General features: G+C 44.2%; 17 protein-coding genes and 2 other annotated features. Of the genes, 4 read left to right on the top strand and 13 right to left on the bottom strand.

Annotated elements, in window-relative coordinates; genetic code table 11:
* Positions 1-434 precede the first annotated feature (434 nt).
* Positions 435-1700 (bottom strand): tyrosine--tRNA ligase, encoded by a 1266-nt coding sequence (gene tyrS / locus M8E35_RS24250; protein WP_252473537.1) that lies wholly within the window; start codon positions 1698-1700, stop codon positions 435-437.
* Between the two features lie 527 nt (positions 1701-2227).
* On the opposite strand from tyrS, the gene M8E35_RS24255 reads away from it, so the two are divergent.
* On the top strand, positions 2228-4894 hold the full coding sequence (locus M8E35_RS24255) for a transglycosylase domain-containing protein (protein ID WP_252473539.1): 2667 nt from the start codon (positions 2228-2230) through the stop codon (positions 4892-4894).
* A gap of 86 nt (positions 4895-4980) precedes the next feature.
* On the opposite strand, the gene M8E35_RS24260 is transcribed toward M8E35_RS24255, so the two are convergent.
* Positions 4981-7347: an endonuclease MutS2 gene (locus tag M8E35_RS24260; RefSeq protein WP_252473541.1), complete on the bottom strand. Its 2367-nt coding sequence runs from the start codon at positions 7345-7347 to the stop codon at positions 4981-4983.
* 81 nt (positions 7348-7428) lie between these two features.
* Positions 7429-9993 (bottom strand): U32 family peptidase, encoded by a 2565-nt coding sequence (locus M8E35_RS24265; protein WP_252473543.1) that lies wholly within the window; start codon positions 9991-9993, stop codon positions 7429-7431.
* Positions 9994-10328: 335 nt separating this feature from the next.
* On the opposite strand from M8E35_RS24265, the gene M8E35_RS24270 reads away from it, so the two are divergent.
* The 3 genes from M8E35_RS24270 to M8E35_RS24280 all read left to right on the top strand — a co-directional run bounded on the left by M8E35_RS24270 (position 10329) and on the right by M8E35_RS24280 (position 13111).
* Positions 10329-11324, top strand: coding sequence for an ABC transporter substrate-binding protein (locus tag M8E35_RS24270; RefSeq protein ID WP_252473545.1), 996 nt, complete (start codon positions 10329-10331; stop codon positions 11322-11324).
* Between the two features lie 88 nt (positions 11325-11412).
* A complete protein-coding gene (locus M8E35_RS24275; RefSeq protein ID WP_252473547.1) occupies positions 11413-12315 on the top strand; it encodes an ABC transporter permease in 903 nt (300 codons plus the stop codon).
* A gap of 1 nt (position 12316) precedes the next feature.
* Positions 12317-13111, top strand: a complete 795-nt coding sequence (locus M8E35_RS24280) for an ABC transporter ATP-binding protein (protein ID WP_252473549.1) — start codon at positions 12317-12319, stop codon at positions 13109-13111.
* Positions 13112-13227: 116 nt separating this feature from the next.
* Here the strand turns inward: M8E35_RS24280 and M8E35_RS24285 are convergent, their stop codons facing one another.
* From M8E35_RS24285 to ytxC, 10 genes are all read right to left on the bottom strand, one after another.
* Positions 13228-14127, bottom strand: a complete 900-nt coding sequence (locus tag M8E35_RS24285; protein ID WP_252473551.1) for an alkaline phosphatase family protein — start codon at positions 14125-14127, stop codon at positions 13228-13230.
* 148 nt (positions 14128-14275) lie between these two features.
* Positions 14276-14533, bottom strand: a complete 258-nt coding sequence (locus tag M8E35_RS24290; RefSeq protein ID WP_073033289.1) for a cell division protein ZapA — start codon at positions 14531-14533, stop codon at positions 14276-14278.
* Between the two features lie 76 nt (positions 14534-14609).
* Positions 14610-17015, bottom strand: coding sequence for a phenylalanine--tRNA ligase subunit beta (gene pheT / locus M8E35_RS24295; protein ID WP_252473553.1), 2406 nt, complete (start codon positions 17013-17015; stop codon positions 14610-14612).
* Between the two features lie 12 nt (positions 17016-17027).
* Positions 17028-18050, bottom strand: coding sequence for a phenylalanine--tRNA ligase subunit alpha (gene pheS / locus M8E35_RS24300; protein WP_252473567.1), 1023 nt, complete (start codon positions 18048-18050; stop codon positions 17028-17030).
* A 483-nt stretch (positions 18051-18533) separates the two neighbouring features.
* Entirely contained in the window at positions 18534-19328 is a 795-nt protein-coding gene (locus tag M8E35_RS24305) for a TrmH family RNA methyltransferase (protein WP_252473569.1), read from the bottom strand.
* Positions 19329-19453: 125 nt separating this feature from the next.
* Positions 19454-19813 carry a 50S ribosomal protein L20 gene (rplT, locus tag M8E35_RS24310; protein WP_073033277.1) on the bottom strand — a complete coding sequence of 120 codons (360 nt, stop codon included), beginning with the start codon at positions 19811-19813 and terminating at the stop codon, positions 19454-19456.
* A gap of 27 nt (positions 19814-19840) precedes the next feature.
* Complete coding sequence (gene rpmI / locus M8E35_RS24315; RefSeq protein ID WP_073033279.1) at positions 19841-20038, bottom strand: 50S ribosomal protein L35; 198 nt, start codon at positions 20036-20038, stop codon at positions 19841-19843.
* A gap of 23 nt (positions 20039-20061) precedes the next feature.
* The gene (gene infC, locus M8E35_RS24320) at positions 20062-20577 is read right to left on the bottom strand and encodes a translation initiation factor IF-3 (protein ID WP_229250417.1); all 516 of its coding nucleotides are present in this window, start codon (positions 20575-20577) and stop codon (positions 20062-20064) included.
* 31 nt (positions 20578-20608) lie between these two features.
* Positions 20609-20740, bottom strand: a sequence feature (ribosomal protein L20 leader region).
* A 115-nt stretch (positions 20741-20855) separates the two neighbouring features.
* Positions 20856-22790: a threonine--tRNA ligase gene (gene thrS, locus M8E35_RS24325; RefSeq protein WP_252473555.1), complete on the bottom strand. Its 1935-nt coding sequence runs from the start codon at positions 22788-22790 to the stop codon at positions 20856-20858.
* Between the two features lie 194 nt (positions 22791-22984).
* Positions 22985-23208, bottom strand: a binding site (T-box leader).
* A 102-nt stretch (positions 23209-23310) separates the two neighbouring features.
* Positions 23311-24183 carry a sporulation protein YtxC gene (ytxC, locus tag M8E35_RS24330; RefSeq protein ID WP_252473557.1) on the bottom strand — a complete coding sequence of 291 codons (873 nt, stop codon included), beginning with the start codon at positions 24181-24183 and terminating at the stop codon, positions 23311-23313.
* Between the last annotated feature and the right edge of the window lie 152 nt (positions 24184-24335).

A 24335-nucleotide genomic window follows, 5' to 3' on the forward strand; every position in this document is an offset into this window, starting at 1 on the left:
ATGATTCGCTCATGATTTCTTTTGAAACTCTTTCGAGTTTCTCTCATTGGCTGTCCTTGTTGTTTAGTTTTCAAAGATCAGGGTCATTTTTTCGCGCCCCTTAGGCCGGATTTATACCTTAGCATTTCCAACTCTCGTTGTCAACAACTAATTTATTCTGACCATATTTAACTACTGTATATATAATTCAATTTAGCAGTTAATTTTGCGGCACTTGGATATATTAACATTTGATTATTGCATTGTCAACCGTTATTTCGAGTTATTTGACTTCAAAAGTCATTTTTATCATCATTAAGGGTTATTTTTTAAATTCCAGTTCGCATTTAATATTAAAGTAAAATTCTTCGTAGATATTAATTAAGATATCTACTGCACCGAATTGCTGAAAGTCAGCGCTTCGGTGCAGTGTTAACAAGCTTCCTTTAAAAAACTTATGCTTCAAATTTAATCAGATAGTAGTTTTTCTTGCCTCGGCGAATAACGAGATACTTTCCGTCTAACCGCTCCAACTCGGAAACAGTTGATCCTACATTGCTATGACGAATATCATTAATATAGATAGCCCCGCTCTCTATCGCCTCCCTGGCCTGACGTTTGGAAGACACTGCTCCCACTTGAACTAATGCATCAACTAAACTTGTTTCAGAAGCTTGGATGGTTGCTGAAGGCACATCGCTAAATCCCTCTTCAATTTCCACCGCAGTCAGATTTCCAAGTCCTCCCCCGAAAAGAGCATTTGAGATTTTCTCTGCCCGATCGAGTGCTTCCTGTCCGTGAACCAGCTTTGTTACATCCTCCGCCAAAGCACGCTGAGCCCTTCTCTTTTCAGGCTCCTTTTCCACCCCTTGTGCCAGTTCATTAATTTCTTCAATAGATATGAAGGTGAAATACTTTAAGAACTTAACAACATCTTGGTCATCTGTGTTCAACCAAAACTGATAAAACTTATAGGGAGACATCTTTTCCTGATCCAACCAAACGGCTCCTCCTTCAGTCTTCCCGAACTTGGTTCCATCACTTTTGGTAACTAGAGGTAAAGTTAGTCCGTGCATTTCTTTTTCTTGATTCGCAGTCCGACGAATCAAATCAATTCCTGAGGTAATATTACCCCATTGGTCGCTTCCACCGATCTGCATCTCACATCCGTGCATTTCATTTAGTTTTAAGTAATCGTAGGATTGCAGAATCATATAGCTAAATTCTGTGAAAGATATGCCCTTGCTCAAACGCGACTCGACTGAGTCTTTAGCAAGCATCGCTCCCAAAGGAAAGTTTTTGCCTATATCTCGGAGAAATTCAATCACATGGAGAGAGCCCAGCCAATCATAATTATTTGCAAGTATCGCAGGATTGTCCTTGGTCTCAAAATCTAAGAATCGTCCAAATTGATTCTTAATCTTTTGAGCCCACTGTTCAACAACTTCTTGGGGGTTTAGGGTCCGTTCCGATGCTTTGCCGCTTGGATCGCCAATTAGTCCTGTCCCGCCTCCTACTAAGGCAATTGATTTATGCCCGGCAAGTTGAAATCTCCTTAAGACTAAAAGTGGCAGCAAGTGTCCAATGTGCAAGCTGTCAGCGGTTGGATCGAATCCACAATACAGTGCCATCGGCCCCTTGGCTAACCTTTTACGCAAAGCATCCTCATCTGTGTGTTGATAGACTAGTCCTCGATCCTTTAACTCATTAAAAATGTCCATTTACTTAATCCCCCTTTTATTATTCATTTAATACGGCGCGATTGGCATCTTGTATCCCCATCTACAGTTCTGCCAAATATAAAACTTGGCTAATAACGAGGAAATCCCCCAACACAAAGTTGAGGGACGAAAACACTTCCGCGGTACCACCCACATTGAATCCCGTATTTCACGGAAATCCAGCTTAATCAGCGATAACGGGCTGACCCGAGGGTTTTTATCTCCTAGTCCTGAGGTGTAACTCTTGGTTTCTGGGTCGGTTTGCACCTATCACCGACTCTCTGTTGCCTTCCGCCAAGTTTCTTCTCAATCATACCATTGACATTATACACATAAGCTACTCTTAATATATTATACAGTTTCTCTAGCTTGCTCGCAACTTCCAACTCTTAAACATGTCTCACAAAACAGCGTAGAAACAGCCCATAATCATTTCAATTTCCTTGTCACAGTAAAAGTATGATATAATTCTAGAAAATTAAATAGTGTCTAGCGCCTCATTCTTTTATTTACAGGAGGTTGTCTTAATGCCATCATCCAGGAAACCAAGTGGTCCTCAGCGCCGCAAGCGCCCCTCTAAACGTCGAATTATTCTCTTATCAATTACGTCCTTTATTTCACTTATTATAGCAGGCTTGGCAATTTTTGTGATCGTTGCCGCAGCCGGCACCCCAAAGTGGGACCCAGCCTTACTAGGTGACGCCAAACAATCCTCATATGTTTACGATAAGGATGGCGTTGAATTTGCTCTATTGCATGGATATGAAAATCGTCAAACTGTCGAGTATTCAGATATCCCTGACCTTGTTAAGAAAACGTTCATAGCGGTCGAGGACAAACGCTTTGAGCAACACTTTGGTGTTGATCCCATTCGGATTATTGGCTCTGCTCTAAACGATATCCGAACCAGAAGCACCAGAGAAGGGGCTAGTACTATAACTATTCAGCTTGCCAGTAATGCCTTTATCGCAAACCCTAACGATACTAAATTCATCCGGAAGTTTCAGGTAAAAATTCAGGAAGCGATTCTTGCCATTCAACTCGAACGAGAATACACAAAAGAAGAAATCCTAACCTTTTACCTTAATAAAATTTTCCTTGGCGAGTCCTCATTTGGAATCCAAGCTGCTGCTAAAACCTATTTTGGTAAAGATCTTAAGGATTTAACCCCTTCAGAAGTCGCTTTGTTGGCGGGGCTACCACAAGCTCCTAGTCAATACAATCCATATATTCATCCTGATGACGCCAAAGCTCGACGCACTATCGTCCTTGGAGTGATGCGGGATGCCGGGATAATTTCCTCTGAAGAGTATAGTAAAGAAAAGGATGCGCCTTTTGCCTATGTTGATTCCATGAAAGAAAGCCGCGGAGGGGCGCAGAAAAACCAAGTAACCACTGCCAGTTACAAGTTTCCATACTTTGTGGATTACGTTATAGAAGAACTTGAAACCAATTACGATTTAACCCCTGAACAAATCTTCAGTGGTGGTTTGCATATTTATACAACGGTTAATCCGAAAATACAAAGTGCCGCAGAGGCTGCTTTTGCTGACTCGGCTAATTTCCCTCAAGGTATCAATAACACGAAAGTCGAAGGTGCCATAACAGTTATTGAACCTTCAACCGGAGAAATCCAAGCAATGGTCGGCGGACGGGATTATACGCCCCGAGGGCTAAACAGGGCATGGCAATCTAAACGACAACCTGGGTCAACTATAAAACCATTAGTCGTTTACGGTCCAGCTATCGAAAAAGGGGGATATTTCCCCGGTACCGTCCTTGATGATATGCCCGTAAGCTATAACGGCGGAAACGGTAAATCTTGGTCGCCAACTAACTTTGATACAGCAACTAAAGGCTGGAAGGGTCTTATCACCATGCGTCATGCTGTTGAACAATCAGTCAACATCTATGCCGTTAAACTTTTGGATCTTATTGGAGTCGATTATGGTTGGGCATTTGGTAAAAACAATCTCGGACTCCCTCTTGCGCCAGAAGATCGAGTTTTAAGCCTCGCTTTAGGTACTACACATGTCAGTACACAAGACATGGTTGCGGCTTATGGGGTTTATGCCAACAACGGAGTTAGCATCACTGATCATGCAATAGTAGAAGTAAAAGACGCCAAGGGGAACATCGTAATTTCTCCAAAAATAACTAAAAATCGCGTTATGAAGGAAACAACTGCTTATATTATCAACAGTATGTTACGCAGCGTTGTAACTAGCGGCACCGGAGTTAGCGCCCAAATAGGAAACTGGGCTGTTGCCGGCAAAACTGGTACGTCTTCGTTACCTGATAACCTTAAAAATAAGACCGGAAATACAGATGCTTGGTTTGCCGGATATACCCCTAACTACGCAGGGGTGGTTTGGATGGGTTATGATTCTAACCCTGACCTCGATAAGAATGGAACGCCGGGACCGTATTATTTGCGCAGTGTGTATGGTGGCGGCTTTCCCGCCCAAATTTGGAAGAAAGTCATGACCGCGGCACATGAGGACCTTCCTGTGCAATCGAAATTCGAACAACCCTCAGGGATTGTCAGTGGCTCCTTTGATACGAAGTCCGGGCTTCTTCCCAGCAGTTTAACCCCTTCAGAATTTGTCGCCACTGAAATAGCAACCCAAGGAAGTTTACCTACGCGGATTAGTGACGTCTGGATTCAAAAGGATGTCGATGCCGATCATCCGAATATGTTAGCTTCTCCAAACTCACAGAATACCATCACAAAAACCTTTTTGAATTTACCCAATCGTGATCCGTCTTGGACATGGCCTTCAAATGAGGCGCCCTATAAACTGCCTACAGAGTTCGCCCCTGATCCGGTTACAGATGAGATTCCCGATCCAGATCTTTCCCCTCCAAAAGATGATCTTCCGCAGGACACCTCCCTTCCGACGCCCGTGCTTGGAGAGGTAAGTTATGATGCAAAAACCTCACGTGTGACCATCCCAATAATTAACCTATCAGGAAACGATAAATATTCTGCGGTTATTCATATTCAACGACCAGGCCAGCCGATCGGAAGCATACCTATTAACAATTCTAGGGGATCACTCACTTTCTCTCTAGCGATAAACGACAAAGCCCCCAGTCCTGGCTCTTATTACTTCCGTGCCTCTTTTAAAGATCCAAAGGAATCAAAGATCGGTCCGTCTTCCAACACTGTTAAATTAATCTTGACTGACTGACATTAACCTTGCAAATAAAATAAAACAGCACTGTAACCTTAACATAAAGGTTCTCAGTGCTGTTTTAATGTGCTTAAGTTTAAAGCTTACTTTAGTTCAACAACCGTAACTCCAGAATCGCCTTCGCCATACTCCCCTAACCTGAAACTTTGTACATGGGGATGTCCCTTGAGAAAATCTTGAATACCGGCTCGCATCGCCCCTGTTCCCTTACCATGAATAACATAAATTTGACCGATCCCTCCGAGAACGGCATCATCCATATATTTGTCTAAGACTTCCCTTCCCTCCTCGACAAGCATTCCTCTTAAATCAATCTCACTGCGGATCTCCTCTGCCTTTCGAACCCCAATACCCATTTCACGCCGTGAATATCTGGGTGCAACCTTTTTTTCCTCTTGCGCTAATTTTAGTTCTGCCAGTGGTACCATAACTTTCATAATGCCCGCTTGAACAAGTACTTCTCCGTTAGTATTAGGGAGCTTTAAGACTTGCCCTTTCTGCCTGATTTTTGTCATATAAACCGTCTGCCCCAACATAATCTGATCTGCTGATAATTCACTGCCCGAACGTTTTACTTGCCGACCATGATCCAACTTTGAGGATATACGTCGAAAGCCCTGACGAGCTTTTTCAATATCTTGCTGTTGCTTGTTTTCCTTCTTTAAAGCAGCTTTTAGCTCTTCAATTATAACCTCAGCTTCACGTTTAGCCTCGCGAATAAGCTCGCTGGCTTCATCCTTAGCCAAGGACAGTAATATTTCAAATTCCTCATCTAAGCGGATTGTCTTCTCTTCCAGAGCTTTACTTTGCCTTTCTACGGCTTGCCTCCCTGTTGCAGCCTTTTGCTTCTCTAATTCGATCTCCCTGTGAGTTTCACCCAAATTTTCAATTAGATCGGCTACTTGCATCTCCCGTTCTGTTACGAAGGTGTTAGCTTTTTCAAGGACCCGCTCGCTTAACCCTAACCGTCCCGCAATTGTAAAGGCATTGCTTTTTCCGGGAATCCCAATCAACAACCGATATGTCGGGCGCAAAGTCTCAGTGTCAAACTCTACTGAAGCATTTTTGACACGAGGGGTATCATAGGCAAACGTCTTTAAGGCTCCATAGTGAGTTGTCGAAACCGTGCGGCAACCTCGCTCATGCAGTTCAGCTAAAATCCCCATGGCTAGAGCTGCCCCTTCTGTTGGGTCGGTCCCAGCCCCTACCTCATCGAGCAATACCAGAGAACGTTCATCTGAGCGATTTATAATTTCCACAATATTTTTCATATGTCCTGAAAATGTACTTAAAGATTGTTCCACGCTTTGTTCGTCCCCAATGTCCGCAAAAATCTGAGTAAATACTCCCATACGAGAATCACTTTCCGCAGGAATTTGGAGACCAGACTGATTCATAGCTGCCATCAGTCCGACAACTTTCAGAGCCACTGTTTTCCCCCCAGTATTGGGTCCTGTAATAACTAACGTGTCGAAATCAATCCCTAATTCTAATGAAAGCGGAACAACTCCTCCGCTAATTAACGGATGCCTGGCCTGGACAAGCTTCATTTGTTGCCCAGTTACCAATTCCGGCGCTCCGGCATTCATCGACACACTTAAATGAGCTTTTGCAACGACAAGATCCAATTGGGCTAAAGCCTCATGAAGATCTGCTATCTCATCGGCATGCATCTCGATTTGAGCTGAGAGCATCTGTAGAATTCGTTGGACTTCACGTTGCTCTTTTAAAATAACTTCACGCAGTTCGTTACCTAGATGGACTACTGGCATAGGTTCAATAAACAAGGTTGCCCCGCTCGCGGATTGATCGTGGACAATACCCGGAAATGCCGCTCGATATTCCTGCTTGATCGGTATCACATATCGATCCGAACGTTGCGTAATAATAGGGTCTTGCAACATTTTTTGATAGCTGGAATTCCTCAAAGTCCCTTCCAGACTTTCTCGAATACGGTTCTGCAGCCGATTTATGGCTCTTCTGAAATCTGCCAGTTCTGGGGAGGCATTATCTGCCACCTTCCCATCCTCAGAAATACAGCGAGATATTTCATCCTCAAGATCCTTCTGCGGCTCAATAGGTAACGCGATATCCCATAAACCGGGGAACTCCTCTCTCAATTCCATTAGCAGTTGCTTTATTTTTCGCCCTACACGCAGAGTGTCACGGATTTCTAAGAGTTCCTCTCCATTAATTACCCCTCCGCGCAAACATCGCTCTATGTAGGGACGAATTTCTTTCGACCCGCGCACTGAAAACAGCGGATTTCCTCGCAAAAGATTCTTTCCTTCTTCTGTTTTTTGCAACTCCAAGCGAACTGATTCCAAATCAACATAAGGCTTTAGACCAATGGCCAATTCCTTTGCTCGGGGAAGAATACAATACTCTGCTAAACGCGACAAAACCTTTGGAAAGTCCAGTTTATTAAGGACTTTAACATCAATTTCCATAGTGCCTCCTTTGTATTGGACAAGACTCAACCGAATGTTAAGTCTTGGCGAGAAGGGACTGCCCTTCTCGCCGGGATAAACCTACAGCACGCCGCGGAAAAAATGCCCTTTAGTAAATCCCTCTGGGAAAAGGGATGTTAACTCAGACATCCCGTCATTCGACGTCCATGCGCTCTTCTTAGTGACATTTAGTGAATTCCAAGCTTCATTAAACAAACGAACAATCTGCTTTACTTGCCCTGGCGTTTGCCTGGTTAATTGCAAACGAATGGTTGAAATCCCCATCCGCCGTATTTGGGCAAGTTCTTCATAGAGGTTAAGGATTTTTACATTAAAAAGATGCATCCGACACTCTTCGTCGGTCTCAACCGGAAAATCATACCGCATGCGATCACGCAAGAAATGAGGTTCTTTCACACACGTTCTTGCACAGTGGTCCCCTTTTTTCCCACCTAAGGTCGCCCCTACCGGGCAATATTCGCTTACCATCATCTCTAGATCTCCAAACACTATGACCTCTGCCCCAGGCCATTTCGCCAAATGAGCAAGCTGTTCATGGTGCAGTTCCGGTGAAAGGGTTACCTTCATTGCGCCTAAACGCCAGAAGTACGCAAGACTCGCTTCATTAAAGACATTTAAGGAATAATCTACTTCAAACGGCCAATTGGAATCAATGCTCTTCATCATTTCCAACTCACCAAGGTTCGACACCATTAGTTTAGGTTTATGTTCCCATTCTGCTGCTTTTTTAAAGTCCGCGAGAAGATTGTCACTTTGAGTCTGATTCAAGACCCGTGGCAAGCGCCAGACACAATCAACCCCTTGTCTTCTGCAATCAGCAAAACTAGTTTTAATCTCGTCCAGAGAAAAACTGCGCCGGGAGCGCCAATGTTCTCCGCCAATCAATACCCGTTTTGCTCCCGCTTTAATAGCCGCTTGCAGTGTTAACGTGTCACTAACGGCCACTGAAATCTGGGGGATGGGTTTCTGCAAATTGATTAAGGTTGTCCGTTCCTCTGCCTGGCGTTGCTTCCACAACTCAATTCTTTGTTTATATGTTTGGCGATCGACCTTCTGTCGTGGCGCTATTTGTAATAACTCTTCAACTGCTAAGCGACGCATCTCATTTAGGTCACTCACCGGAAGCATGATACCCTCATCCGTCTCCAACTCTAACTTGTCCAGCCAAAAGGGAGTTGTCCCTAATCGACCTAATTGCTGGTAGGCATAGTCGAATGTCAGCGGCCTTTTTAAAGCTCTTTGAGCCACGCCAGCCGAATATACTGTGACCTTACGTTGAGTGTCCATCGCCTCTAAGCACAACTTATCCCCTTCGTGCCCCGATAGCCGCATAGTAAGTGGTTTTTTACGCTGCTCCCGTCCCTCTTGGAAACTATGCCGGGCTCTTTCCATTAATAAGGCATCATTTGTCTTAAAAACACGGTCTCCGGGGTGCGCTATACCAAGAAACTCAATCTGAACAGTTTCCCCATGCAGTCCTTCAGTAACTTCAATTCCGCTCTTCCAAATCTGTCCAACAGTAACCCCTTCTCGCCCACGCCCTGTCCAAAATTCGATTCCATCCCCTGGGTGTAAGGCAGCTTCCAGCTTAATGGATAATCGCCCATCTTCGAATTGAGTCACTCGACCGAGACGCGTTCCCCGATTATTTGGTCGACTGTAACTCATAAGGTCTGCACCAAGGTTTTCTCTGAAATATCCGTTTGTAAAGTCTCGGTTGAACACCTGTAATAATTCTTGATGTTCCCCTGGGGTTAACAAGGGTGCGACCCCATTGCCTTCTCTCTGATCTCCAATCCGATCTATGGCCTGCCGATAAAGTCGAATAACAGTAGCCACATACTCTGGCCGTTTCATTCTTCCTTCTACTTTGAGAGAATGAATGCCGATTCGCTCTAGCTCAGCCAACTCCTCAGCCAAATTCAAATCCCGCGGACTTAACAAATGTTCCCCTGTGTTTTTTTGTGCTAAAAGGTTCTGGTTCTCGTCATTTACAAGCTGATATGTCATCCGACAAGGTTGTGCGCATGTGCCCCGGTTTCCACTCCGCCCCCCGATAAAGCTTGACATGAGGCATTGTCCCGAATAGCCTATACAAAGTGCGCCGTGCACAAAAACCTCAATTTCCAACGGAGTCTCGTTTGCGATATATTTCATTTCATCAGCCGAGGTCTCTCTGGCTAATACAACTCGACTAAAGCCCAGAGATTCTAAATGGTGAACTCCCCAGCTTGTATTGACCGTCATTTGCGTACTGGCATGAATATCCATTTCCGGAAGAATTTTATTAATTAACTCCGCGACCCCAACATCTTGTAAAATCACGGCGTCGACCCCTATTTCGTGTAAGGCATAAAGATAGTTCAACAGTTCTTGAAACTCTTGATCTGCAATGAGAATATTAGCGGTCACATACACTTTAACTTGTCGTTCATGAGCATAACGAACAGCTTTTTGCAGCTCTTCTAAGTCGAAATTTGCTGCGCTTGCCCTGGCACTGAAGCTTTTTCCTCCAAGGTAAACCGCATCTGCTCCGTTTTCTACTGCTGCTTTAAACGCTTCGAAACTTCCGGCAGGAGCTAGAAGTTCCAGGGAAAGGGATTTTCCAGTTACTAATTCATTCATTTTATAATTTCCCCTGTTTCTACATTGTGGCTTTATTTTAATTCCCATCTCTGAACAAGTTAGGCAACATCTTAATTATAATTGTTTAGCTTTAATTTGTACAATTAGTGTAAGCCATAGCACTTCGCACATATGGGAGAGTACCATTCCCCCGATTCCTTCTAAAAGTATCTCGACTCCCGGAAACAATAATTTCTTGTTGACACCCTTAGGCATATACCTTAAGATAAAATTAATTAAATATTGGCAGTATGGTAGTACAGTAGGAGTTGGGCACAAGGCACTTCCTGCGGAGGTGTATTTTTTATGTCCAAGATTAAAAGGGGGTAATAATTATGAAAAAGATACTAGCATTCGGGTTAAGTTTAGTATTATTACTTAGTTTAGTTGGCTGTGGTGCAGCAAAGTCAGGAACCAGCCCCGCCGAAAAAGAGGGGCCAAAGCAACTAAAGATTGGAATTGTTCAAATCGTTGAACACCCGGCCTTGGATAGCGCTCGCCAAGGGTTTCTGGACACACTGAAGAAAAACGGCTATGAAGAAGGGAAAAACCTTACTGTAGACTATCAGAATGCTCAAGGAGATCAGTCCATACTCCAATCAATTACCCAAAAATTTTCTTCCGCCAAATTAGATTTAGTCTTAGCTATCGCAACACCTTCCGCACAAGCTATGGCTAGTGCTAGCAAAGATATCCCCATTTTGATCACGGCTGTCACGGATCCGGTAGAAGCTAAACTGGTAAACAGCATGGAAAAACCCGGGAAAAATGTAACCGGTACAACCGATATGAATCCTATTAAAGAACAATTCGAACTGATGAAGACCTTGGTGCCTACAGTTAAAAAAGTCGGGGTCATCTATAATGCCGGGGAAGTAAATTCTCAGGTCCAAGTTGCTATTGCAAAGAAAGTAGCCACCGATCTTGGCTTAGAAATTGTTGAAGCAACCGTTACTACTAGTGCCGATGTATTACAGGCAAGTCAATCATTAATTGGAAAAGTTGATACCATCTACGTACCCACGGATAATATGGTCGTTTCGGCTGCCCAATCTGTTGTACAGGTTTCCCAAAAGAACAAAATCCCCATCATTTCTGGAGAGAGCAGCGTCGTAGACAAAGGAGCCTTAGCGACAATCGGAGTTAACTACAAAAAATTAGGTGAACAAACTGGGGAGATGGCACTTCGTGTTGTCAAAGGTGAGAAGCCTCAAGATATGCCCATCGAAGCTCAAAAAGAATTCGATACAGTTCTCAATCAAGCTGCAATTGAATTATTCGGTATAACTGTACCAGAGGATATCTTGAAGAAAGCAACTATCGTTAAGTAGTAACACCAGGACATGTTTCTCGAACCATAAATTGAAGCATAAATATCTTAGTTGATTAGTCGCAGCAAATTTAATTGGGGTGTTGAAGATGTTCACACAAATAGCGCTCGGTACAATGGAACAGGGTTTAATGTATGCTATCATGGTTTTAGGTGTCTATCTGACGTTTCGGATTCTCGATTATGCTGACTTGTCTGTAGACGGGAGTTTTACTCTCGGTGCCGCAACTGCGACATCGCTGATCGTCGGAGGAACTGACCCATGGATAGCCACTGGAATGGCGTTTATTGCCGGAACCCTGGCGGGGTTATTTACGGGAATACTTCATACCAAGTTTAAAATCACACCCTTGCTTTCAGGGATTTTAACAATGACAGCTCTTTATTCTATTAATCTGCGCGTGATGGGCAGAGCCAATATTTCACTCCTTGGGTCAAGGACAGTCTTCTCTGACTTTGCTAAGCTACCGTTCATGGAGGAGTACGGTGTCCTTGTGCTTAGCTTGGGTTCTGTGCTATTAATAGGCGCAGTCATTTATCTTTTTCTGCAAACTGAATTGGGCCTGGCCTTACGAGCTACCGGGGACAACGAACTGATGATTCGAAGCCTCGGCGTAAACACAGATCTCATGAAAATTCTCGGACTGGGTCTATCCAATGGATTAGTGGCCTTTGCTGGGAGCTATGTCGCTCAGAAACTAGAGTTTGCCGATGCCAGTATGGGAATCGGAATGATTATTGCTGGATTAGCTTCAGTTATTATTGGAGAAGTGTTGGTTGGAACCTCTTCGATTGGTCGAGCTATTCTCGCAGTAATCTGCGGGGCCGTCCTTTATCGCGCAATCATTGCGGTCGTCTTGCAGTTAGGTTTAGAAGCAACTGACTTGAAATTGATCACCTCTTTCATTGTTATTATTGCTTTGGTTTCGCCAACTCTCCGAAAAAAGATTGCTTCATGGAGTGCAGGGGTTTCGGGAAAGGAGGCTCAATGAGATGCTAAACGTTCACGAAGTGTTAAAGACTTTTAACCAAGGAACCGTTAACCAGAAGATAGCCTTGAATAAAGTAAGTTTAGAACTTTTACCTAATGATTTCGTTACGGTAATTGGTAGCAATGGCGCCGGAAAATCGACGCTTTTGAATGCTATTGCCGGAAACTTTATGGTAGACTCCGGAGAAATCTCCATCGAAGGCATACCAATCACGCGTCTTCCTGCTCATAAACGGGCAGATTTGATTAGCCGAGTTTTCCAGGACCCCTTATCCGGCACCGCAGCCTCAATGACCATCGAGGAAAATCTTATTATGGCCTTTCGCAGGGGAAAGGGCCGACGCTTACGCCGAGCCATAGGAACTAAGGAAAGAGATTTATTTCGTATAGAACTAGAAAAGCTCGGCCTGGGCCTCGAAAATCGGCTAACCAATAAGGTCAGTCTCTTATCGGGGGGACAACGCCAAGCTTTGACCCTTCTAATGGCAACACTGCAGAAACCCAAGCTATTACTTCTTGACGAACACACTGCGGCCCTCGATCCCAAGACGGCTGAAAAGGTCTTAGAATTAACCTGTGGGGTGACAGAACAGCAACAACTAACAACCTTGATGATTACCCACAATCTGGACCACGCTCTTACCTTTGGGAATCGAACGATCATGATGCACGAAGGTCGGGTGATCCTCGACATTAAAGGAATAGAGCGAAACAATATGACAATAAGTCGCTTGCTCGAAATGTTTGAGAAAGCCAGCGGATCTCACATGAATACGGACCGCATGATTCTAGCCTAGGGTTTTTAAGAGGGTAAATTGATTACCCTCTTTTTTTGTGCTCAATGTGCATTGCGAGATAAATTTCGGGCAAAATTCAAGTGAGTATGGATGGGATAGAGGTCTTCATTAATGAGTCAAGCCTCAGTTAATAACTGAACAATACCTGGAGTCACTTCTTCAAGGGTATCCCATTCCGGCCATTGTACAGGTTGACTAGACCAACATAGTGCAGGCACTGGATTTGTGGTATGCCCTTTTAAGGAAAAATCCTCGATATTTCCGTGATCACTGGTTAATATCCAGGCCACGTCTTCTTGTTCCTCAATAACTGAGAGAAAACCTCCAATAAAACTATCAATGCGTTCAACCAGACCAATTGCCTCATCCCAAAGTTGCTTGTGCCCTAAAATATCTGTCTGGAAAAATTCATATAGCGTGAAATCATAGTTTAAAGCCACGTTTCCTAAATGTTGGCCAGCCTCAAACGAAGATATAACGGTTACCTGCTCTCCCAATTGGATGAGAATCTCATTTGTCATATCTTGATATACTGCTAATCCTTCGTTTAAATCGGAAACACGTCTTAAGCGTACACCTCCCGCTAGAGCTGAGAGGGTGGACGCCGTGTGTTTTCGTTTCCCAGCCCTCACGGCATGATCGTAGGCATCTGTAAACGTATTGGCAAACACAACCGACTTCCCGGCATCAGCTAATTGCCTAAAGATACTCTTTTTATCAATGATTTCCGCCAAGAATTGATTGGGATAAGCACGAAGATGAAATCCAAGCGCTTTTGCTGCATTGATACCCGTCCAGAGTGTAGTCTGACCTGTCGCACTCTGAGGCGTACCCGATACTCCCAGGGTGGGGTCTAACGCTCTAAGGACGGTATTATTATGGGTAATGCAACGTTTTCCCCAGAGGAGATGCCCTCCCAACAGTTCATCCAGAACAGGGGTTTTCGCAGCAACGATGGGATTATCATCTTGTCCGCCCATACCAAAACCATCTACGAAAATCATCACCATGCGCATATCTAATTTCTCCCCTTCCTGTTCTAAGGGTATCAAAGTTTTTGCGGAAATACCAATACCCGATTGATGTTTCTCTAGCTGCTCTCCGGTTCTTTTCAATTGTGTACATAGAAAAACACGACTAAGACTAGTCGTGTTTTTCTATCGGCTACTCGGTCTTTTCTCCAAGCAGTTGCATTAAAGTTTCTTGTTCTTCTCGTAACTTAGCCAATTCATCGGCTAAATTTAAAGCTGTTAAGACGGCCGTCTGGTGAACACTCAAGCGAGGCAACCGTTGAGCGATCAGACGCATTTTCTTATCAACTTCATGCGCCAATCCTTGAATATACGGTGCTGTACCCTCACCGCGGACCACATGTTTTTCCCCAAAAATCTCAACGGTGATTTTGACTGGTTCATGTGCCACAATTTCCCCTCGCTCTCTATGTCCTGTGTCCCTTCTCGCCATAATTAGCTACTGGGACACTCAGCGCATCTTTTCTTTATTTTCGCCGTTCCGCGCCAAAATCCTGCTGAATTCCCTCTAAAATACGCGAATTCAGTAGATTTACTTCCTCATCAGTCAATGTCCGTTCTATTGACTGATAACGTAATGAGAAAGCCAAGCTTTTATGATCTTCAGGTATAGGGTTTCCGGTATAGACGTCAAATATTTCAACTTGTTGCAACAAATCCCCGCCAAGCTTTCGTATTTTGGCCATGACTGCTTCAGCCGATGTCTCAACGGTCACGACGACGGCCAAATCCCGTAGTATTGCAGGGAAACGGGGAATGGAATGAGCACGTACAGTATGTCTGATCCACTTAAATAAGGTGCTTAATTCTAATTCGAAAATAACCGCTCGTTCAAGCCCCCACTCCTTTTCCAGAGAGGGATGGATTTCGCCAAGGAAACCAACACACTGATTCTGAAGATAAAGATCTGCAGAGCGCCCTGGATGGAGTAAAGATTGATTTTCTGCCACACGAAATTCCAGCTTAAGCCCGAATTCCAAAGCCAGTCCTTCCATAATCCCCTTGAGATAATAGAAGTCATAACTGACCGGCTGATTCAGCCAATGCCTCTCACTCTTTCCTACAGCGACCGCAGCTACTCTTAATTCTTCCCGCGGAAGGTTCTTCAAAGGTTGCTCTTCTCCCCAATATGTGTTTCCGATCTCAAAAATGCTCACATCCATGTTTCGACGTGCGACATTCCGAGCGGCTACATCAAGGAGCCCGGGTATGAGAGAGGTACGCATTACACCAAGTTCTTCCCGCAAAGGATTGAGCAGGGGAACCTGATGCTTTGCGCTTCCCCATTGGGCATCTGATTCTGCGCGGGTGAAGGTATAGGTCAGTACCTCATCCATCCCAGACTGTGCCAAGACCTTACGCAACCGACGGCGAAACTCTTGTTCAGGGGTTCTCCTGCCCTGAGTTTGATCCCCTTGAGGAAGAGTGGTTGGGATTCGGTCGTAGCCAATCAGACGAGCAACTTCTTCCATAAGGTCTTCTTCGATCTCAAGGTCTGAGCGATAGGTCGGAATTTCAACCTGGAATAATCCGTTGTTTTCCTTATACTCAAAGTTCAGGTCCTCCAATACTTGGCGGATCTCTGATATCTTTAGCTCAATTCCCAGGACAGTAGATGTATGTTGGGTCGACAGAGTAATTTGGCGACGAGACGGGAGGTGCCTGACTTCATCTACAAGAGCAACAGGGCGGCCCGCTCCCAAGTCTATAAGCAAATCACAAACTCGTCCTAACACAGCCACAATTCCAGAGACGTCGATACCCTTTTCGAAGCGGTTCGAGGCCTCTGATCTAAGCCCTAAGCGTCGGCTTGTCCGACGGATGCTGACTGAAGAAAAGTGAGCGGACTCAATCATTAACCGCTTTGTATCCTTCGTCACTTCACTGTATAACCCACCCATCACTCCAGCCACTCCTAAAGGTTGACTGTCGTCCGCAATGAGTAATGTGTGTGTTTGCAGGGTCCTCTCCACGCCATCTAAGGTAACAATCTTTTCTCCTGGATGTGCAGGCCGCACATGGACATCTCCCTCGATTTTATCCCGATCAAAGGCGTGTAAAGGCTGTCCCATTTCCAGCATGACATAGTTTGTAATATCCACAATATTGCTGATGGGACGAACACCTGCAGCTTTGAGCCGTCGTTGCATCCACTCCGGCGAAGGCGCAATATGGACATCTTCAACCACTAACCCTGCATAACGCCAACATAACTCTTGATCCTCAATAATAATCCGAAAATCCGTGACAACGGGAAGGGAAAGCACTTGATTTTGCTCTGCCCACTTCGGTAAATGGGGCTTTTTCCGAGTGAGAGACGCCACTTCACGTGCAACATTCACCATCGCCAAACAATCTGGTCGATTTGGGTAGAGTTCTAAATCTAAGATACTATCCTCAAGACCTAAATAGTGCCCAAAGTTCTCCCCAATAGGAGCAGTTGGCGGTAAAATCAGGATTCCGTCCGCACTCCGATCTAACCCGATTGTATCATCAAGCAGAAGCTCTTCGCGCGAGCATAGCATTCCCAGCGAGACAACCCCTCTAAGTTTGGACTTTCGGATGGAGAGATCATTTGGTAAGTTGGCACCTACTAAGGCAACTGGAATCCGATCTCCAGTCAGTAAATTCTGCGCTCCGGTCACAATCGTTACTTCCTCTTGACTCACATTTACAGCACAAACCAACAGTCGATCTGCATCCGGATGTTTTGTCAAACTGACTATCTCACCTATAACTACTTTCTCAAATCCCTTATTCAGGTTCTCAACATTCTCAACTTCAATACCGCCACGGGTTAGAGTTTCTGCTAACTCTTCAGCACTCTGGTCTAAATCAACCAGTTCGCGCAACCATTCCAAACTGACTTTCATGACCTTTCCCCCTTAAAACTGTTGCAAGAATCGTAAATCATTATCAAATAAGAGCCGCATGTCTTCAATCCCAAACTTTAGCATAGCGATGCGCTCTACTCCCATACCAAAAGCAAATCCCGTGACTTCCTGCGGATTATATCCACCCATTTCTAATACCTTCGGATGAACCATACCTGATCCTAATATTTCTATCCATCCTGTGCCCTTGCAAAGACGGCACCCTGATCCTCCACAAAGCATACAGGAAACATCTACTTCAGCACTAGGCTCAGTGAAAGGGAAAAAGCTCGGTCTTAAACGAATTTCTCTAGACTCACCAAACATTTCACGAGAGAAATTTAAGAGAATCCCCTTAAGGTCTGACATGCGTATTCCATGATCTACAACAAGGCCTTCGACTTGGTGAAACATTGGGGAATGCGTTGCATCATCATCATTGCGATAAACTTTTCCTGGAGCAATGATTTTCACAGGGAGGTGGGGATGCAGTTTCTCCATTGTTCGAATCTGTACGGGAGAGGTTTGGGTTCGAAGCAGAATTTCCTCTGTGATGTAAAAGGAATCTTGCATTTCACGAGCCGGATGCTCCTTCGGAAGATTAAGAGCTTCGAAGTTATAATAATCCGATTCAATTTCTGGCCCTTCAGCAATTTGAAATCCCATACCCAAAAAGATATCTTCAATTTCTTCGATAACCTGTGTAAGGGGATGATAATGTCCTCGAGCTACACGAGTTCCCGGTAACGTAATATCAATTTGTTCGGTAGCCAATCTCTTCTGCAGAGCCATCGCGTCTAACTCTTCACTGCGTTCTTCCCACGCTTGTTCCAGACGGGTACGAACCTCATTTACAACTTGCCCCATAATTGGTCGTTCTTCAGCGCTTAGACTTCCCATCTGACGTAACAAAGCGGTTAGAGATCCTTTCTTACCTAGGACCTTCACTTTAAGCTCTTGGAGTGCTTCAGGGCTGTCCAACTCCCTAAGTTCTTTTAAGGCCTCTTCTCTGATGCGCAGTATTTCGCTCTTCAAGTAAATCACCCTTTCCAAATCCATCTCGGAATCCTTCTAACTGACACTTGCTATCAAGGCATCTAAGCCATTTCTTGCTTAAGTAAATGGCGTTAATCAATTTCAAACGTCCTGTTTGAGTCTTGCCCCGCACTCCAACCTCAAAAATTCCTGTTCATCAGGGAAAAGAATAAAAAACTCCCGCCCCTTGAAAGGGACGAGAGTCTATTCTCGCGGTACCACCCTAGTTTGGCTGATTTAGCCACACTTAAGTCCCTGTTAACGGTGGAGACCGGGCCTGCCTACAAATCAGCGGGCCACTCCCAGGCGAAATTTAACCTCTTCAAACATGAGGAGGTGGATACCTTCTTAGCTGGCTCACAGTCTTAGGCCATGCCTCCCTGAGAAGAAAATACTCCTTTGTAACCTGATCATCGCTTTTACTAACTATGAATACGTTCTAGTATGTTAATAAACAAAATTATAGCATATTAGTTCTATGTTTTACAAGAAACCCCTTTGGCGAACAATCTCATAAAGCAAGATCCCTGTAGCCATTGCCACGTTAAGGGATTCTACTTCTTGGGCCATCGGAATCGTAACCCGTTGGATATCCGCATCTCGAAATGATAGAGATGGGCCCTTGCCCTCGTTTCCAACAACAAGGGCAAGGGGGCCCTCCGATAGTTTTGTCTGGTAAATAGGAACCCCTTGAATATCCCCCATCAAAACCCGTAATTCCCGTCTCTGACAAAAGTCCAAAATATCCTCTGGCTGTTGACTAGGCAGGATGATTAAGGAAAAGACAGCCCCCATGGTACTGCGTAACACTTTAGGATTATATAAATCGACAGTTCCTGGGGTCAAGCACACATAGCGAACTCCGGAAGCCAACGCGGTGCGCAGAATAGTTCCTAGATTGCCAGGATCTTGAATTCCATCCAAAATAAGCACTACTGATTTTGAATCAATATGTAAATCTGACCAAGTATAGTTTGTTTGACGTACCACAGCCAGGATTCCTTGAGGCTCTTCTGTTGAACTCATTTTACGAAGAACTCGAGCATCCACCTCTTCAAAAGGGATGCTTCGCTCACGTAGCTGTGCAAGCAGAGGCTGCCATTCTGACGGCTCACGCTCTAAGCAAACAAAAACTTTTTTGATTGGCGCATTTCTGAGAACGCCCTCCTCAACAAATCGCCATCCCTCAATTATAAACAATTGAGCCTCTTCACGGGCTTTGCGCCTTTGTAAAGAGACTACATATTTGACCTGCTCGTTTTGTAAGGACTCAATTATCCTAACCACCTCCAAGGGTAGTGAAACTGGCTACGCCAAGTCTTCGGCGTCCGTCGGCGATAGCTTGGCAGCAACTATGCCCCAGCCTCATATAAGAAAGAGGATGCATTTGCACCCTCCCTAATTTATCCTTTGATTTGCACTTTGGCGACATTAACGATTTCTGTAAACGCTGCAGCATCACTAATTGCGAGTTCTGCTAACATTTTCCGATTGACTGTAACTCCAGCCATTTTTAAACCGTTCATCATACGGCTGTAAGACATGCCATTCATTCGGGCAGCTGCGTTAATTCTTGCAATCCAAAGCTTGCGGAAGTTGCCTTTATTGTCTTTTCTGTGGGCATAGGAATAAGCTAAAGACTTAAGGACTTGTTCATTCGCCGGGCGATAGAGCTTGCTTTTTCCCCCACGATATCCTTTTGCTAACTTCAATATCTTTTTGTGGCGTTTATGCTTGGTTACGCCTTTTTTTACACGAGCCATTACGAAGACCTCCTTTTACCTCAAGTTTTATAGATAAGCGATTATACTGGCAATTCGTTTTGCATCGCTTTTATGCATAATAGTTGATTTACGTAGATTTCTTTTTCTTTTGGGTGACTTCTTCTCCAAAATATGACTTGTAAATGCATGCATACGGACAATTTTGCCCGTTCCTGTTTTCTTAAAACGCTTTGCGGCGCCACGGTGTGTTTTCATCTTTGGCATTTAGTTTTATCCCCCTTTTGCTATTAGTCGTGTTTAATTGAAGCTAAAATCATAATCATATTTCGACCTTCAAGTTTTGGTTCACGCTCTACTGTTGACTCTGCTTTGCAAAACTCAGCCAGTCGGATACATAAAGCTCTGCCAAGCTCAGGGTGAGTCACTTCCCGTCCGCGGAACATGATCGTTACCTTTACTTTATCCCCATCCTGCAGAAAGCGTTGGGCGTTTCGAGCTTTGGTCTCGAAGTCATGATCCTCAATATTCGGACGCAGTTTGACTTCTTTAATTTCCATGCTTTTTTGCTTTTTGCGAGCTTCTTTATCTCGTTTAGCTTGTTCGTACTTGTACTTGCCGTAGTCCATTAGCTTGCAGACCGGCGGTTTAGCCGTCGGCGCAATCTCTACAAGGTCTAACGATTTCTCGATGGCCAAGTTCAGTGCGTCTCTAGTCGCCATGATCCCAAGTTGTTCGCCTTCTTCACCAACGAGACGAACATCCCGAACCCGGATTTCGTCATTAAGTCTTAAGTCCTTGCTAATAAGAAACCACCTCCTAAAAATTTTATTAAATTCAAAAACAAAAAGACGGATGATTTACCACCCGTCTTCTAAACAATCACGAGCAAACACTAAGCTCAGGACCAGAAGATACCTTATCGACGAGCGCCGTAAGGTGAGAAGCGGATGGCTTCTGCTTGACATCAAATATCTTACCTCAAAACTATTCTCTTGTCAATTCCAAACCTTGACATTCTTTTTTCTTCCCAATCCACTGCTGTTTTCTTAGCTCAACATATTGCACTATAGTTCAAATCTAATTATTCTTCTTTGAAATTGGCTTTCAGCATTTTCTTACTCTTAATTTCCCCTTGGACGAGCTCTATAAAAGCATCGATCGTCATTTTTTCTCCAGCATCCCCCTGTCCGTACCTTCGAACTGCAGCCATATTAGACTCGGCTTCCTGATCCCCGACGACCAACGTAAATGGAATCTTTTCAGTTTGAGCCTCTCGAATCTTATAACTAATCTTTTCTTTGCGCTCGTCTGTTTCCACTCTTATATCGAGTTCGTTGAGGCGCGAAGCAAGGGATTTAGCATACTCGTGATGCCGCTCACTGATCGGCAGGATACGTACCTGGATCGGTGCCAGCCAAACAGGAAAAGCTCCCGCATAGTGCTCTGTTAAGAGAGCAATAAACCGCTCAATGCTTCCATACACAACCCGGTGAATCATTACTGGACGATGCTTTTGACCGTCTTCTCCGATGTAGGACAAGTCAAATTTCTCTGGCATTTGAAAATCGAGTTGGATCGTTCCGCACTGCCAAGTCCGGTCCAGGCAATCCTGAACATGAAAGTCAATCTTAGGCCCGTAGAAGGCCCCGTCGCCTGGGTTAATCTTGTAATCTATACCCTTCTCTTCTAAAGCCTCTTGAAGGGACTTAGTCGCTGTTTCCCAATCCTCATCCGAGCCCATAGAATCTTCGGGACGCGTAGACAATTCGACATGGTATTCAAAGCCAAAGACTTTATAGAAATAATCGACTAGCTCAATAACTGCAATAAGCTCTTCCTTAATTTGCGAGGGGAGCATGAAGATGTGTGCATCATCCTGAGTAAAGTTTCTAACCCGGAGTAATCCATGGAGGGCACCCGAAAGTTCATGACGGTGCACAAGTCCCAGTTCCCCTACTCGAAGCGGCAGGTCTCGGTAGCTACGCATTTTTGTCTTATACATAATCATGCCACCTGGACAGTTCATCGGTTTTACTGCATAATCTTGATCATCAATTTGGGTAAAATACATGTTCTCTTTATAATGATCCCAATGTCCAGATTGTTCCCACATTGAACGATTCAAAATAATTGGAGTTTTAATCTCTTGATATCCGCGTCTGCGATGTTCCTGTCTCCAGAAGTCTTCTAGGGCGTTACGCAAAATCATGCCTTTAGGATGGAAAAACGGGAACCCAGGACCCTCATCATGTAAGCTAAAAAGATCAAGTTCCAGACCGAGCTTACGATGATCACGCCGTTTTGCTTCTTCTAATTTAAACAGATGATCTTCCAAATCTGCTGGTTTTGCAAAAGCCGTTCCGTAGATACGTTGGAGCATTTTATTCTTCTCACTGCCACGCCAATAGGCACCTGCCAGGTTCATAAGTTTAAAAGCCTTAATGTTTGCCGTTGAAGGCAGATGCGGTCCTGCACAAAGGTCTGTGAAGCTCCCTTGAGTGTACATAGAAATCGTGGCGTCATCAGGAAGACCCTCGATGAGTTCAACCTTGTATTTTTCGCCCAGTTCACCAAAATGGCTCAAGGCTTCAGTTCGAGAGACCTCCCTGCGCTTAAAATCATGCTTTTCTTTGACAAGGCGATTCATTTCTTTCTCTATGCTTGCTAAATCATCAGGAGTAAAGACATGTTCAGAGTCAAAGTCATAGTAATATCCCTTAGCAATTGAGGGGCCGATACCGAATTTTGTCCCCGGAAACAGATTGCCTACAGCTTGAGCCATCAAGTGTGCCGTGGAGTGCCTTAAGACGTCTAACCCTTCATCACTATCTATGGTTACGATCTCCACCGCCGAATCCTCAGTAAGCGGACAGGAAAGATCCTTCATCTTATCATTAACTTTCCCTGCTACAGCTACCTTGGCCAATCCCCTTGAGATGGAGGCTGCAAGTTCAGCGATAGTCGTACCTGGTTCAACCTCTCGTATTGAGCCGTCTTTTAAAGTAACCTGAATCATCAAAATCACTCCTTATCTATTATAAAACTTGGATATCGCCAAGCCATAGGTGCAGGCGGTCCCTTCTCGCCATCCTTGGCTACAGGGACACTTGGCCATCCTTGGCCAGCGGTAGCCTTAGTTGCACCTATGCTTGGAAAGTATATAACGCAAGTTTATACTTTCTGACTGTAAAATAAAAAACTCTCGTCCCTAGTAGGGACGAGAGTTTACTCCCGTGGTTCCACCCAATTGAAAGGCTCAATAAAAACCTTTCACTCGATCTCCCTTAACGCGGGGAACGGCTGAGCTTACTCATTTCAGCCCAACACTCAAGGGTGGTTTTCTCCTGTACCTTCGCGAGAAATGCTCTCAGCCTTTGGCATTCCCTCTCTTACACGATAGAAGTTCAGAATACTCTCCCTTTCAACGATTTATAATTTATGTGTGCTCAATGATAAGTCTAACACATTAATACAATTCCTTATTTCACATAATAGCAAGGAACTTTATTTATTATAACAAAAAACTCTCTTATCTGTCAAAACTTTTCACATAAGGAACACCCTTCGCAATCATGTACGCGATTCCCAAAAACATTCCTAATCGTTTCTAGAGTGTCTTTAAACCCTTCGTAACGAATATGTAAAGTAATCTCGCGGGGTGCAACAGCAATTAATGCACTCACCAATAAATCTTCATACCCTAGCTCATTGACATTGTCGAGTTGGTAATCCTCAAGAAACTGATGGGTGACTTTAACCCCGTCCTCGTTATAAAGATGAAACTTCCCCTGAGGTGTCATCCCAACATGCAAATACTCCAGTCGTGGTTTTTGACTATCTACAAAATGTTTTAGCAGTTCAATAAACTCTAAGTATTCCTTTTCAACAACATACTCATCAATGGCGAATTCTACTGCTTTATTCACTTCGTTCTTATACTCTTGGGCACGAAACCTTAAAAACCCTTCAATGTCAAAAACAGCACTATGGTCCAAACAACTCAATATTTGTGTAACCAAGCTTGTCTTGCGGTTAACACGATATCCTCGAACTTGCCCTAAACCTTTATTCAAATAATCCAAAGCCTTATTAAGCAACATTTGCCAATTCTCTTGCTTTAAGTATTGCCTTTTCTTAAGCATCTGTACCACGTGGTCTTTTTCCCAATGAAGCAAAATCGTCTCAGCTAAGGCGTTTGCTAAATAATAACGGTGGATTTTTTGGACCATACCATCATTTTCCATCGCTTCCAACGAAGAATCTTGAAATTGACACTGAATGATCCAGCGCTTCCCCTGCTGATGTTCTATGATTTGAAAGGGGAGTTCTTCTTGGTCGCGCAGTTCTCGTAAACGTGCACAGATACTCTCCCGATAATATTGCGTCCCTAATTGCACGGAATGTTCCACTGGCACCCCTCCATAGTAGAGTATATGACCTTCTTTAAGCCATATTTCGGTTGGGCCAATCTCTAAGCACTTTTAATTTTAAAAATGCCTTCGGACATTCCTTAATATTTCCAGAAATGCAATATTTCATTCTTCTATCATGCATTAACGAG

This window comes from Desulfosporosinus nitroreducens, from assembly GCF_023897015.1.
GTDB lineage: Bacteria > Bacillota > Desulfitobacteriia > Desulfitobacteriales > Desulfitobacteriaceae > Desulfosporosinus > Desulfosporosinus nitroreducens.